Origin of the sequence: Nostoc sp. CHAB 5836 (assembly GCF_020829445.1) — a bacterium.
Lineage (GTDB): Bacteria > Cyanobacteriota > Cyanobacteriia > Cyanobacteriales > Nostocaceae > Nostoc.
Window position 1 is genome coordinate 26,245 of record NZ_JAIVFV010000054.1, and the last position, 13,928, is coordinate 40,172.

Annotated in this window: 16 protein-coding genes; 11 read left to right on the forward strand and 5 right to left on the reverse strand. The window is 42.4% G+C overall.

Annotated features, from left to right (window positions below; genetic code table 11):
• The first annotated feature begins 126 nt into the window (after nt 1-126).
• The 9 genes from LC605_RS13200 (at nt 127) to LC605_RS13240 (ending at nt 9,756) form a co-directional block, all read left to right on the forward strand.
• The gene (locus tag LC605_RS13200) at nt 127-765 is read left to right on the forward strand and encodes a 1-acyl-sn-glycerol-3-phosphate acyltransferase (RefSeq protein ID WP_229547988.1); all 639 of its coding nucleotides are present in this window, start codon (nt 127-129) and stop codon (nt 763-765) included.
• Nucleotides 766-860: 95 nt separating this feature from the next.
• Nucleotides 861-1,898, forward strand: a complete 1,038-nt coding sequence (locus tag LC605_RS13205) for an AI-2E family transporter (RefSeq protein ID WP_229547989.1) — start codon at nt 861-863, stop codon at nt 1,896-1,898.
• Nucleotides 1,899-1,902: 4 nt separating this feature from the next.
• Nucleotides 1,903-2,046, forward strand: a complete 144-nt coding sequence (locus LC605_RS13210; RefSeq protein ID WP_229547990.1) for a hypothetical protein — start codon at nt 1,903-1,905, stop codon at nt 2,044-2,046.
• A gap of 41 nt (nt 2,047-2,087) precedes the next feature.
• Nucleotides 2,088-2,375 carry a DUF2288 domain-containing protein gene (locus tag LC605_RS13215; protein WP_229547991.1) on the forward strand — a complete coding sequence of 96 codons (288 nt, stop codon included), beginning with the start codon at nt 2,088-2,090 and terminating at the stop codon, nt 2,373-2,375.
• A gap of 510 nt (nt 2,376-2,885) precedes the next feature.
• On the forward strand, nt 2,886-5,372 hold the full coding sequence (locus LC605_RS13220) for an endonuclease MutS2 (RefSeq protein ID WP_229547992.1): 2,487 nt from the start codon (nt 2,886-2,888) through the stop codon (nt 5,370-5,372).
• A gap of 17 nt (nt 5,373-5,389) precedes the next feature.
• Nucleotides 5,390-6,040, forward strand: a complete 651-nt coding sequence (locus tag LC605_RS13225) for a Uma2 family endonuclease (RefSeq protein ID WP_229547993.1) — start codon at nt 5,390-5,392, stop codon at nt 6,038-6,040.
• Nucleotides 6,041-6,721: 681 nt separating this feature from the next.
• Nucleotides 6,722-7,327, forward strand: coding sequence for a DUF3038 domain-containing protein (locus LC605_RS13230; RefSeq protein ID WP_229547994.1), 606 nt, complete (start codon nt 6,722-6,724; stop codon nt 7,325-7,327).
• 249 nt (nt 7,328-7,576) lie between these two features.
• On the forward strand, nt 7,577-9,238 hold the full coding sequence (locus LC605_RS13235) for a DUF4335 domain-containing protein (protein ID WP_229547995.1): 1,662 nt from the start codon (nt 7,577-7,579) through the stop codon (nt 9,236-9,238).
• A gap of 233 nt (nt 9,239-9,471) precedes the next feature.
• Nucleotides 9,472-9,756, forward strand: coding sequence for a YiaA/YiaB family inner membrane protein (locus LC605_RS13240; RefSeq protein ID WP_229547996.1), 285 nt, complete (start codon nt 9,472-9,474; stop codon nt 9,754-9,756).
• Nucleotides 9,757-9,932: 176 nt separating this feature from the next.
• On the opposite strand, the gene LC605_RS13245 is transcribed toward LC605_RS13240, so the two are convergent.
• From LC605_RS13245 to LC605_RS13255, 3 genes are read right to left on the reverse strand one after another with little or no spacing between them, the layout of a single operon-like run.
• Nucleotides 9,933-10,394 (reverse strand): ferredoxin, encoded by a 462-nt coding sequence (locus LC605_RS13245; RefSeq protein WP_229547997.1) that lies wholly within the window; start codon nt 10,392-10,394, stop codon nt 9,933-9,935.
• Nucleotides 10,394-10,780: a DUF1257 domain-containing protein gene (locus LC605_RS13250; RefSeq protein WP_012406942.1), complete on the reverse strand. Its 387-nt coding sequence runs from the start codon at nt 10,778-10,780 to the stop codon at nt 10,394-10,396. The genes LC605_RS13245 and LC605_RS13250 overlap by 1 nt, the downstream gene beginning before the upstream one ends.
• A 39-nt stretch (nt 10,781-10,819) precedes the next feature.
• A complete protein-coding gene (locus LC605_RS13255) occupies nt 10,820-11,029 on the reverse strand; it encodes a DUF2997 domain-containing protein (RefSeq protein ID WP_229547998.1) in 210 nt (69 codons plus the stop codon).
• A gap of 713 nt (nt 11,030-11,742) precedes the next feature.
• Between LC605_RS13255 and LC605_RS13260 the strand changes: the two genes are divergently transcribed.
• A complete protein-coding gene (locus LC605_RS13260) occupies nt 11,743-12,288 on the forward strand; it encodes a dual specificity protein phosphatase family protein (RefSeq protein ID WP_229548003.1) in 546 nt (181 codons plus the stop codon).
• Between the two features lie 46 nt (nt 12,289-12,334).
• Nucleotides 12,335-13,024, forward strand: coding sequence for an SAM-dependent methyltransferase (locus LC605_RS13265; protein WP_229547999.1), 690 nt, complete (start codon nt 12,335-12,337; stop codon nt 13,022-13,024).
• A 280-nt stretch (nt 13,025-13,304) separates the two neighbouring features.
• Here LC605_RS13265 and LC605_RS13270 read toward each other — a convergent pair whose 3' ends face one another.
• Entirely contained in the window at nt 13,305-13,634 is a 330-nt protein-coding gene (locus LC605_RS13270) for a type II toxin-antitoxin system PemK/MazF family toxin (protein ID WP_229548000.1), read from the reverse strand.
• Complete coding sequence (locus LC605_RS13275; protein ID WP_229548001.1) at nt 13,622-13,882, reverse strand: AbrB/MazE/SpoVT family DNA-binding domain-containing protein; 261 nt, start codon at nt 13,880-13,882, stop codon at nt 13,622-13,624. The genes LC605_RS13270 and LC605_RS13275 overlap by 13 nt, the downstream gene beginning before the upstream one ends.
• Nucleotides 13,883-13,928: the final 46 nt, after the last annotated feature.

A 13,928-nucleotide genomic window follows, 5' to 3' on the forward strand; every position in this document is an offset into this window, starting at 1 on the left:
AGAGAAAGAGAAGGAGGAAATGCTTAACCCAAGTGTATTGCGCTATAATCTCCACAGCTTTTTCTGCCTTTGCTGTGGGACTGGCGATCGCTTATGCTAAATTCAGTTTGATTTGTATTATCTTCTGTGGACAAAAACCGCGAACCGTTTATCAGTCTGGCTCTTTATCACGCCTTTAAATGGTCAGTCGTCAGCCCCATGCTTCACACTTACTTTCGGGGTCAGATTCATGGTACGGAAAATGTCCCCCAATCAGGGCCGCTACTGGTAGTAAGTAATCACGCTAGTTACTTTGACCCGCCGATTGTCTCTAATTGTGTGCGTCGTCCAGTGGCGTACATGGCTAAGGAAGAGTTATTTAAAATCCCCATTTTGGCGCAAGCGATTAAATTGTATGGTGCTTATCCAGTGAGTCGGGGAAATAGCGATCGCAATGCCATCCGTTCCGCCCTACAATATCTCGATAAAGGTTGGGCTGTGGGTGTATTCTTGCAAGGTACTCGCACCCCAGATGGTCGAATTACAGACCCCAAAAGAGGCGCATTGCTGCTGGCGGCGAAAGCAAAAGCCCCAATATTGCCGGTGAGTGTCTGGGGTACTGAAGGGATTTTACACAAAGGCTCATCCTTACCTCGCGCAGTTCCCATTACCGTGAGAATTGGTAACTTGATCGATGTTCCCAGTTCCACTAATAAAGAGGAATTGGAGGCGTTGACCCAAAAATGTACCACAGTAATTAACGAAATGCATGATTTAGGTCGGTAATTAGACAAACTAGAGATATATGCTTTAGGGAGGTAGCGATCGCTATTAAGTTCATGTCTTAATTACGAATTACGAATTACGAATTACGAATTATTATGAGCGGCTTGGAAGCCAAGAATTTTTGGGAACGATTAAATAATCTGGCGCTAGTCCGCTTTTTGCTTTTAGTTGCTTCTGGCTGGGCAATAGTACAACTTTTAGCTTACTTTGAAGCGGTCATTGTGATTTTTACATTTGCGGCAATTTTAGCTTTTTTGCTCAGTTATCCTGTACAAGGGCTGCGGCGTTTTTTGCCCCACGGTGTAGCTGTTGGTGTCGTTTTCTTGATCAGTATTGTGATTATAGGCGGTGTGATAATTACTGTGAGCTTAACGGTTTTATCGCAAGGACAACAATTAATTGATAGTATTACTGCATTTTTAAATTCTTTAATACCTTTATTAGAAGGGTTAGAAGGATTTTTAAAAAAACGTAATTTGCAAATAGATTTAAGTTTTATTGAAGAACAATTACGGAATCAAGCTGTATCAAGCCTTGTTACTAGTTTAGCTATTTTACAAGGGTTTATGACCAACTTTGTAACTTTTGTGTTGATTGCAGTTGTGGCTTTTTTCATGTTACTAGATGGAGACAAATTGTGGAATTTCATTTTAAAAATAGTACCAAAACAGCGCCGCAATAGATTTACAAATATTATCAGAAAGTCGTTTTTAGGATTTTTTAGGGGTCAGCTATTGTTAAGTGTATTTCTCACAAGTACGACTTTCATAGTTTTCTTAATATTAAATGTACCTTTTGCTTTGATATTATCAATAATAGTTGGAATTCTTGATATCATTCCTGGCATAGGAGCAACATTAGGAGTAAGCACAGTGACTTTATTTGTGCTGTCTCAAGGTGTTTGGTTAGCATTAAAAGTATTAATAGCTTGCATTATCCTCCAGCAAGTACAAGACAACTTGATTGCGCCCCGAATTATGCAAGGTGCGCTGAATCTTAATCCTGTAGTGGTGTTTTTTGCTTTGCTAGTAGGTGCTAAAGTCGCAGGTTTACTAGGAGTTTTTATATCTATTCCCATCGCTGGAGTAATTGTATCTTTATTTGAAATTGATGAAATGAAATCTGAAGTTTAGTTATTTGTTATTTGTTATTGGTCATTGGTCATTTGTCATTTGTCATTTGTCATTGGTCGTTTGTCATTGGTTATTGGTCATTGGTCGTTTGTCATTGGTCATTGGTCATTGGTCATTGGTCGTTTGTCATGAAGTACCTTTTAGTTAATAATGTGAAAAGAGCCAGCTAAAAATAAACATTCGGGAATAATGTCGGATTTAAGAGCGGAATTAACAGAAATTTTGGATGAAGCAGAGTGGGAGTGGCTCATTCCTCATGTGCAACGAGATGCAGTAATTTTGATACCACCTGAGTTAAGCTTGGTGGATGTTGGAGTAGCGATCGCCAGTGATAACATTGCATTAGTGGAAAAATGGGTTGATAAACAATTGATTGCCAAACCCACGATAGTACAGGTGGGAGAATGGAATGGCAATCGCACTAAGCGATTTAATACTCTCATCGTTCAGCCTTACGTTCTGGTGCAAGAAATATAGCAATTTTCATTTGTATCCAATAGACATAGGAGTGAAAAAGAATTTTTTTGACGTAGCAGTACTACGTCTCTACAAGGGTTCTGGGTAACGCATATTTAATTTCACCAGATGTCTAATATAGTTTTACCTCACTTCCATTCCTCTCTGCTAAAAGGAGAGAGGCTTTGAATCTTACTCCCCTTCCCTTGTAGGGAAGGGGCTGGGGGTTAGGTCTATATTGCAATACACTTGGGTTAAGCATTTCCTCCTTCTCTCTTCTCTCTTCTCTCTTCTCTCTGTGTTCTCTGCGCCTCTGTGGTTCGTAAAAAAAGAGTTTCAGCCCTTTTGTGAACCGTATTGGTCTATATTGGACTCAACTGAGAACCGCTATAGTTGCTGCTTAATAGGTTTTTGTGGCGTTTTTCATCTGTTTTTTGATTGGGAAGTCCCTAAAGCCAAATTTTCTCCTTTAGGATTTAGCCATCTAGCAACTATAATTGTTAGGATAATTTCAGATTAGATGTTGAAACCTTGATCCAATCTGAAACCTTAGAATTATTAGAATGGTATCGCCTCTGCGAACACCTTGCCACCTTCGCGGCAACTAAGCTGGGGGCGACAGCTGCGCGTCATCTGAAAATACCCGATTCTCAGAGCCAAAGCGAACAGTTGTTAGAGCAAACCAAAGAAGTCTACCAACTGGAAACTCGCCTCACTACAGGACTGTCATTTGAGGGAATTCAAGATATAGGCGATTCCTTAGAACGAGCAGAACGCAGTGGAGTTTTGGCAGGGGAAGAACTGTTAGCGATCGCCACCACCCTGGCTGGTGCTAGAAATTTGCGCCGTGTTATTGACAATCAGGAAGATTTGCCGATACTAACTGATTTGGTTGCCGATTTGCGGACTTATCCAGAACTAGAACAGGAAATTCACCGTTGTATTGATGAACGGGCCCAGGTAACTGACCGCGCAAGTCAAAAACTGGGAGAAATTCGCACAGATTTGCGACGACTACGCAGCCAAATTACCCAAAAACTGCAAAATATCTTACAGGCAAAATCTGGCGCAGTTCAGGAACAGCTAATCACCCAACGGAGCGATCGCTTTGTCATCCCCGTAAAAGCACCGCAAAAAGATGCCATCCCCGGTATTGTCCACGATACCTCTACCAGTGGTGCTACCCTGTACGTAGAACCGAATTCAGTAGTACCTCTAGGCAACCAACTGCGGCAGATAATTAGGAGAGAGCAAGCCGAAGAAGAAGCGGTTCGCCGCATTTTGACCGAACAAATCGCCGCAGTCAAACCAGATTTAGAGAGATTGTTAGCGATCGCTACCACTTTGGATCTGGCAACCGCTAGATCACGATATAGTTACTGGCTAGGAGCGAACCCCCCACGATTTATTCAGCGAGAAGACAGGGAAATCATCACCTTGCGGAACTTACGACATCCTTTATTAGTGTGGCAGGAACAGCACGAACAAGGACAACCAGTAGTTCCTGTAGATTTGCTGATCAGTCCGCAAATTCGGGTAGTAACCATTACTGGGCCCAATACGGGCGGTAAAACTGTAACCTTAAAAACCTTGGGGTTAGCAGCATTGATGGCCAAAGTGGGTTTATTTGTCCCCGCCCGTGAACCAGTAGAAATACCTTGGTTTGATCAAGTGCTGGCAGATATTGGCGATGAACAATCCTTACAGCAGAGTTTATCCACATTCTCTGGGCACATCCGCCGGATTAGTCGGATTTTGGAAGCATTGGGGAGTGGGGGAGATGAGGGGGATGAGGGGGATGAGGGGGATGAGGGGGATTGCAATGCGCCATACTTGGGCAACTCTTGGAGACGCTACGCGAACGCTCAGTACAAGTGCCCTATGCCCAATTCTCTCGTTTTACTTGATGAAGTCGGCGCGGGGACTGATCCAGTTGAAGGTAGTGCTTTAGCGATCGCTTTGTTGCAATATCTCGCTAGCCATTCCCAGTTAACGATCGCCACTACTCACTTCGGCGAACTCAAAGCCCTAAAATACGAAGACGATCGGTTTGAAAATGCTTCTGTAGAATTTGACGAAAGTACTCTATCACCGACTTACCGTCTGTTGTGGGGCATCCCCGGACGTTCTAACGCCTTAACTATTGCTCTGCGCTTGGGATTAAAACCGGAAGTGGTACAACAGGCAAAAACCCAAGTGGGAGAGGCCACGGACGAAGTTAACCAGGTAATTGCTGGGTTAGAAGCGCAACGCCGCCGCCAGGAAACCAAAGCTGCGGAAGCCCAAAGTTTGTTACAGCAAGCGGAACGTTTATACAAAGAAGTATCCGCAAAAGCCGCAAGTTTGGAGGAGAGGGAGAGCAGTTTACGGGCTTCACAGGAAGTCGCAGTGCAACAAGCGATCGCTCAAGCCAAAAGTGAAATTGCTCAAGTTATCCGCCGCTTGCAGCAAGGTACGCCCACAGCCCAAGAGGCCCAGCAAGCTACCAATGCTTTAAATCAGATTGGTCAGCAATATCAGCCAGCAACGCCAGCAAAACCAAAACTTGGGTTTATGCCGAAAGTAGGCGATCGCCTCCGTGTTCCCAAATTGGGACAGACAGCCGACGTCATCACCGCGCCCGATGAAGATGGCGAGTTAAGCGTTCGCTTTGGGCTGATGAAGATGACTGTGAAGTTAGAAGACGTAGAATCCCTAGATGGTCAAAAAGCCGAACCAATTATCAAACCCAAAGCAGCCCCAGCAGCAGTAGCCCCGCCACCGCAAAATGTCCCAGAAATTCGGACTTCCCAAAATACCATCGATTTACGTGGTAAACGGGTAGCTGATGCCGAATACATTTTAGATAAAGCCATCTCGGAAGCTACAAGCCCAGTGTGGATTATTCACGGGTACGGCACTGGTAAACTGCGACAAGGAGTTCACGCCTTTTTGCAACAGCATCCCAGAGTGAAAAACTACGAACCAGCAGAACAAGCAGATGGCGGCACCGGTGTCACCGTTGCTCACATAAAATAAAGAGCAGGAAATTTGCTATGTTACTTGAACTCAATCAACTAATTGTTAGAGCCGGTCATCAGTTGTTGATTAAAGATGTCTCATGGTCGGCATACAAAGGCATTTTAGCAGAATTGGGGAGCGATCGCAGTTCGCGGATAGGTTACAGTCGAGGGGTGCTAGAAATAATGGCTCCATTGCCAGAGCATGAAGTAGCCAAAGTTATTATTGGGGATTTGGTAAAAGCTTTATTAGAAGAACTTGATTTGGAATTTTGGAGTTTGGGGTCTACGACTTTTGATAAAGAAAGTATGGATGCTGGGGTAGAACCCGATGATTGTTTCTATATCCAAAACGAAGCGAGAATCAGGGGCAAAGATAGAATCAATTTAGAAACTGACCCGCCTCCAGATTTGGCTATTGAAATTGATATTACCTCCCGTACTCGTTTTAATAATTATCAAGCTTTGAGAGTACCAGAACTGTGGCGATGGAATGGAAGCAAGTTGGAAATAAACGTGCTGTTCAATGGTAAATATATAGAATCAAATACTAGTTCTATTTTCCCCAATCTCCCAATAAACCAAGTGATTCCCGAATATTTCATGCAGAGTAAAACCAATGGCAGAAATGCGACAATCAAAGCATTTCGTGCGTGGATAAGACAGCAAATTAGTAACACAATTTAGTTGAAATTCTCAGAAATAGCTCTAAGAGGATGTTTGAAAAGTATTTGACTGTGATTTTAGGCACTCGTTGATCCCCCCTAACCCCCCTTAAAAAAGGGGGGAACCGGAATCAAAGCCCCCCTTTTTTAAGGGGAGCCACTGCGGTCTTCTCCCAAGGGGAGACGCCAAGGGCGATGGGGTCTCCCCAAGTGAAGCAAGTGGCGTGGATTTAGGGGGATCAACAACGTTTTGTTACCGAGAAGAGAACTTTTCAAACATCCTCTAATGGTGAATGAAAATACGACGAATGACCAAGCCTAACTTTGCAGCCTCTTTCTCTCTGTGTTCTCTGCGCCTCTGTGGTTCGTAAAAAAAGAGTTTCAGCCCTTTTGTGAACCGTATTGGGAGCTATTCTACATAATTACTTAGCGATAATTACCGATTAACATTCAAAACAATAGTTTATTTATACTTTTGTACGGAACTTGCAGCGAAAGTCGAGTAAACCTTAACTAAAATTGATACTTTTCTACTTTGTCGAAAATAAATTTTCATCTAGAGTAGGACAAAGATATATGCTGTTTACCAAAAAACAAAGCTAACTCAAGCCTCTGGCCCATAGCGATGGGAAACCAAGCTTAATGCTTTAGAGTCTGGTTTCAAAATGGGTAACAGCAACATCCCCTATCAGCTTGATCACCTATGCTAAAAGTTATGCACTCGGCCACCAACTCAGCCACCCCAAATTCCCAGTGGGAGGATTTAATCAAGCTTCCAGCCCCAAACACAGTTCAATGGGACAATATCAAAACCCAATTAGACTTGGTGCTGTTGGCGCTAGAAACCTTAACTGGGATTGGCTCAGAGGCTATGCTTTCGGCGGCAACTGATCTGAATTTAGAGTCAAGAGTGCCAGACCGCGTAGCTTTATGGCGACTGCGCCAATCAAATCCCCTACGCAAAGGTCAAGGAGGGCGTAAAAAGCTAGATATCGAAGAAGCGCGATCGCTTGTTTTGATCATCTGCTACCTAGCCAAACAGCACCAAGAATTGATTCGCCGCGCTGTCGGCCTGTTAGAACAAATGGCAGAAAATAACCGGGAACCTCACCAGGCTGCTTTACTTGGAGATTATATTGATGCTTTTTGCAACACCTACCAAGAACGGATGGAAGAGGACGAGCAAATCTCAACGGATTTACTAACGAACCTGGCACTAAAACTGCTTGTAGATTTACTTTTTTACAGTGCTGCTGGTGGCCATCGCCGTCTCTGGCTAACACTTATAGACCGTTCGACAAAATTTTAAATTTTAGATTTGAAATTCCTCAACCAAAATTCGCTTTCAAAAGTTTGTTAGGTAAGGATTCCCTTTTGATGGTCGTTAGCTCTTGGGCGATACACTATCAGCACTGCTTCCTGTTTGCACACCAGATTGCATAACGGAAAGAACCTGACAAAGTTCTGAGTGGAGGAATCCACTGGATCAACTTTTGTTTGCAAGCAACTGGCTTAACTTTTTGCAAAATCCCCAATAGTCTCCCTCGCAGTTTTTGTCATGCCTCTATCAAATTCTGTTATTCGTCGCTATACACCCCCGACTTGCACCCTAGAAGTATTCGCGCAAAGCTCACCTCTGTCGCGTTGGATGGGGAAAACTGTCCTGAAACACCTGAGCTTTGAGCTACGTTTTGATGATCCCCGACTACCAGAAGAACAGAGAGTTCCAATTCGGGGCGATCGCGAACAACTCGAAGCTTTATGTGATGCTGTCACCAGCTACGTACAGCAATTCCTTCAACAGTCTCCAGAAAGCTTTTGGGTCGGTTTCTCCCGTATCCAAGATTCAAGCACAGCACTGGATGAGCCGGAATTAAAGTCCTCAACAAAAACATTAAATGCCTTTAATACCCAGATTCCCAGGGCAAATATCCACTTAGAACCAAGCAGCTATTTAACTCACAAGTTATTTCTCGGTTCTCTTGCCAACCACTCATCTGGCCCCGTAATTCAACTCAGTCTGCTGCAACTATTTGATTTAGCAAGTGCTTTAGATGAATACTCAACTGATGTCATGGCACTCCCAACTCTCAACAGCACGAGTTCAACTGTGAGGTTCCCTGCTTGGGCGCCTATTGCCGCAGTATTAGTATTAAGTGTAGGTTTTTTACCAGTTACTTGGCAATATGCTAACAACATTAGAGAAAAGCAACAGCAGACAGCCAAAACAGCAGATCCAGCAGCAGTAAAGACTGCTTTAGAACCTTCACCGCCCCTAAACTTTCCCACACCTGAACCTGGGCTAACCACTCCATCAGATAATTTGCTAGGTTCCACCCCTCCACTAGCCACATCCACTTTACCCCAAGCACCTTTAACAGTCCCTAATTCCAGTTTCTCTACACCCCCACCTCTAAATGCACTGACAATACCTCAGGGCACAACTGCAACCCTTCCTAGTAATCGAGCCATGCCTTCACTAGGAGAGGCCGCTACGCGAACGCCAACGGCGAGACGCTTTGAGAACGCTAACGCACCATCCAGCAAAATCCCAGGCCAGGAAATTGCTATATTACCTAATCTGGGACAGAACCCTACAGGGTCAAGTCCCCAAGCTGGTACTCTCCCTCAACGGCGGAATTTGCCATCTAGGCTATCTCCTACTACAGGTAGCTTATCATCCAATATCTCACCAGTTTCCCCCCCGTCTCTTGACCCCATACCCAGTAATAATGGTGGCAATACCCTTGCCCAACCCAGCCCACTAAACTCACAACAGCTAGAGGAAAGAATTAATTCTCTACAGCCTCCTTCTCCTGGAGAAAAACCTGCTTCACAACTTCCCTCCTCTGGAACTGCTGCTAATAATCCATTTATCGATCAATTAGGCGACCCACGCAAAGCCCCTACATCCACAGAAGTAGCTACAGGCACATTATTTGACACACCTCAAGTAGCAGAAGCTAGAGAATACCTAACAAAGCGTTGGCAACCACCTACTGGACTGGGACAAATATTAGAGTACAGTTTGATAGTCAGTGTTGACGGCACAATTGAACGAATCTTTCCCCTCAATAAGGCAGCAAGAGAATTTGTTGATAACGCTGGGATGCCTGAAGTTGGTAAACCTTTTGTTTCCCCCAATAAACGCGGACAAAATGTCAGAATTCGAGTTGTTCTCAGTCCTGATGGCAAGGTACAGACTTTTCCAGATGAATAAGTAAACTAATCCTTTTGATGCCACTTGTAAAACTGGTACAAATATTGTGCCAGTTTCTACGTACTCCAATTGCTCTTGAGTTTGCCTTTTGGAGTCCGGTTACCAAACTGGTCTGACTATTGATACTAGTAAACCTACCACTTAATACAATCAGAGCATCTGGCGTGTGGGGTCAAATTCTATGCAACTTCACAAAGAATTGGTATAAATTATCCAGAGCAAAGGTAGGGAATATGCAAACAATTGGCTCTCAAAAAGACAGTGCTGCTTGGATTATTCAAACTTGGGCAGCTTTTATACTTTCTATTTCTATGACCACCTTCGGCATTGTAAACTTACCGGTTGATAGCTGGGTGAAAGGCTTTATGGGTATGGGTTTAGCTTTTTCTGTTGGCTCAACTTTTACTTTGGCGAAAACTACTAGAGACTTGCATGAGACTAGAAGATTAACCGCTAGGTTAGATGAGGCGAAAGTCGAAAAATTGCTTTCACAACACGATCCTCTAAATTTAAAATAAAAGCAGTCATGGCAATTGTGGATTAAAAAGCTTTACCAAAAAGCCATTTCCGGAATATCAAACAATACTACTTTTTTCTACTTGATGTAATTTAGACATCAGAAATTAACTATATGACAAAAAACGAAAGGACTGGTGTATCCAGTCCTTTGTTATATTTATTTAACTTTTTTATCTTAATAACGGGATTTTTTGGTCTTTAACTTTTGCTTTTTACGCCGACTTTCGCTAGCAGCAACTGCGTGTTCTACCGGATAACCCACTATAGGAATTACCTGATATTTGCGTTCTTCCTCTAACTTTTTCAGTTCAGTGTAATCAACCCAGTGAATGCAATCAACCGGACAAGTGTCAATTGCTTCTTGGATAATTTCCTCAGCGTCCCCATCTTGCCGAACCACGCGCGATCGCCCGTAATCTGGTTCAATATAAAAGGTGTTACGCGCAACGTGAGCGCAATGCTTGCAGCCAATACAGGTGATTTCGTCAACATAAACACCATTTTGGCGCAGCATACCACCCAATTCCGGTTCCAAACCAGAACGTCCTGGGGCATCCCGTAAAAAACCCCCTAATTCTGGTTCCAAACCGGAACGGTTGTCTTCTTGTTCTTCTAGCGACGGCAGAAAATCAGCCATTACGCACTCCAGCGCTGTACTACCAGGCGAATTGAACCATCTTCATTTTTTTGTTGTTCAGAGACTTGAAAACCAACACGGGCGGTTTCTTTCACAACTGTTTGATAAGCATAGCGCTGTGTTACCTGGCGCAAAAACCCATCGACAGACAAATCTTGCTGCCAATATTGCAAGTCAGCCACCAGTTCATATTCCTTGCCATTCCATCTAAAACCGATGTCATAGCCATTTTCCTGCTCAATACTAACTTCCGCAGGATGGGTTTGACCGCGATAGCCACGGACTTCACGTGGGCCGGGCTTCCAGTCTACGCCCAATTCAGTTAAAGCATCTTTCAAAGAATCAAGGTTACGAATTTGAGTCTTAATTTGGCTAAAGTGTGACATGGTGGTTGTGAATTAATAACACTAAACTACTGTGAAAACTTACCAATCGCTGTAAGTGGTGTGTGTATTCGCCACATTAGATTGCTGCACCTTAGCGGCGAAATATTCTGAGGTTGCCTCATGATTAAGTACTTGCCCTAGCTGTGCCTCTATTGCTGCTGTAACCTCAGCACAAGACGCACCCACAATACCGGTGACTTTTTCTTGTACCCGACCGTCTGGATAAATTATGAACTCTAATGTCTCCATTCTTTTGGCCAACTAGGATAAGTACGCTTAGATTGTACTGCCTTAGCAGAAGGCTACAAATATAGCCGTAGGAACATTTTTACTTAGATACAAACTTGCCATTTGTTAACTAATGTTCCATCTTTCAACATATATATCTCAGAATCTTTACAAAACTTATCAATATTATAAGCACACACATCAGTCTTTAGTTAGTTTCTCTTAACCTCATTGATTAGTCAAGATAAAAACTAGAGCTAGCTAAATAAGCTGCAAAAGTCCTAAAAATAAGCATTAGAGGTAGTATAGTCAGGAAGAAAATTCACAAAAATATAAAATTTATTGAAAAAATTTATTATTACCATTCGATTTAGCATGATTCTCTTAAGCCTTTTCAGGGCGTAGTGTCAGCCTAGAGCAAGACACTGGAGTATACTTACGTAGGCATTGTATGAGGTTTTTGGTATAGCGGCTGTACCTGGTATGGGGTGTAAAGGGATTTTTAGACTGCGTTCGCCATTTTCTAGTCTTAGAGGTTGTTTGAAAAGTCCTCTTGTAGGTATCAAAACGTTCTAGATCCCCCTAAATCCCCCTTAAAAAGGGGGACTTTGATTCCGGTTCCCCCCTTTTTAAGGGGGGTTAGGGGGGATCAACAAGTGCCTAAAATCACAGTGAAATACTTTTCAAACGTCCTCTTAGTGAGATTTACCAACCTCGACTCTAGACAGTTAAGTATGTACAAGTTTGCCCCAGCTTACGAGAAAGAGCAAATAGTCTTTGGTGCTGCACGACCTGGATACAGTGACGAGAATGTTCAGGATTGGATAGAATTTATGAAACGCCAAAATATCAAGCGTGTTTGCTGTCTTCTTGCTGAACAACAGCTAGCTTCTTACTCTGATCTTCTAAGCATATACAAACAGGAATTTGGGAATCAGCTAGTTTGTTGGGCACCAATTGCAGATTTTTATTTATCTGATTTAGAAACCCTCACACAGAAAATACTTCCTTTCTTAATAGAAGCAGATAAACAAAATGAGAAAGTGGTTGTACACTGCTCTGGTGGGATTGGACGTACTGGGCACGTGTTAGCGGCATGGCTAGTTAGTGTCCGAGGATTATCAAATCAAGCTGCAATAAATGCTGTCAAGAGAACAGGAAGAAATCCTTATGAAGCTGCGTTAGCTGCTGTATTTAGAGGTAGAAATCCCTTGACAGTTGTAAAAGAACTTGACCTGCTTCTGAATGATTGCCGTCTAGCAGTGGATAAAAAATTTTAAGTTTACTATTATCTGGTGTAATCAGTATATTGACGAGGTAAATTCTATGGCAATGGTTCTAGATAAAATAGTTCCTTTTGGGAGGTCAATGGATGAATATATAAAAATATTCAATTTAACAAATGCAGATTTAAATAAAAGAATCATTGGCATTGGGGATGGGCCAGCAAGCTTTAATGCAGAAATGACACGTGAGGGTAAAAGTGTCGTTTCTGTTGATCCACTGTACCAATTTTCCGGTGATGAAATATTGCAAAGATTCAATGAAGTAGTAGATAATATCATTAACCAAGTCAAAGCTACATCAAATGATTGGGTATGGAGCTATCATAAATCCCCAGACGATTTGCGAAACAATCGAGTTCAAGTTATTCAAGAGTTTCTGTCTGATTATGAAACTGGCAAAAAGAGTAACAGATACATAGTCGGAGAATTGCCGAAATTGGCTAATGATAATCAAGAATTTGATATAGCTCTTTGTTCACATTTATTATTTCTATATTCCGACCATCTCGATTACGATTTTCACTTCAATTCAGTAGGTGAGATGTTGCGTATTGCTAAAGAAGTCCGAATATTTCCCCTGATAACTTTAATGTGGAAACATTCACAACATTTAGATGAAATAGTTAGATATTACACTTCAAGGGGTTATAAAATAGATATTGAAAAGGTTGAATATGAACTACAACCTGGTGGAAATCAGATGTTGAAGATAAGCAAAGATGTTAAGTAGGTCGGCGCAATTAAAGCTAACTACCTAATGCTGTCACTTGTACTGAGCGACTTGTACTGAGCGTAGTCGAAGTAAGTCGAAGTATTTGTCCTTTGTCACTTGTACTGAGCGAAGTCGAAGTATTGGTCATTAGTAAAGATTTTAAGGCTATTCACGTTTCGTAACATACTTTGATTTTTTCACACCAACTTACTTATATAATTCGTATTCTATAGAGAATTGGTATAACCATTGCGGTTGGAATCTTATAACCATCCGGTGTATGCTATTGTTAGGCACATTATTCAGCAAAAATTTCAGCTAAGGTATCTAAAACTGCTTTTTGTTCATCAGAGTCAATTTGACCTAGCTTTTTGACTAATCGAGTTTTGTCAACTGTACGAATTTGATCTAGAACGATTTGCCCATCCTTGCCCTGAAACTGACAAACAACACGAGTCGGATAAGAGTGTCCTTTAGTTGTCATCGGAACAACAATAACCGTGGCAATATGTTTGTTCATCTCATCTGGTGAAATTACTACACAGGGTCTTGTCTTCTGAATCTCACTACCAACCGTTGGGTCGAGGTTAACTAAAAACACATCAAATCGATTGACTACCACTCCCATTCTATATGCTCCCACTCTGTAGTTACGGCATCATCAAGGAGTGCATCATCATGTTGCTTCGCCATTTTTTCAAATGCTTCTTCCCACCCCTGACGCGATTGAGAAGCAGCACGGATAATTAGATGACAATCTTGAATTTCAATTTCTACCTCTTCACCAATACCACTTTGCTCCAGCAGAAGTTTAGGAATGCGAATACCTTGAGAGTTCCCGATTTTAACAATACGGGTTCTAATTGCTGTCCCCATGAGGATATTTATTCTTTGTTGTAGTTACATTGTGATTACTAACTAG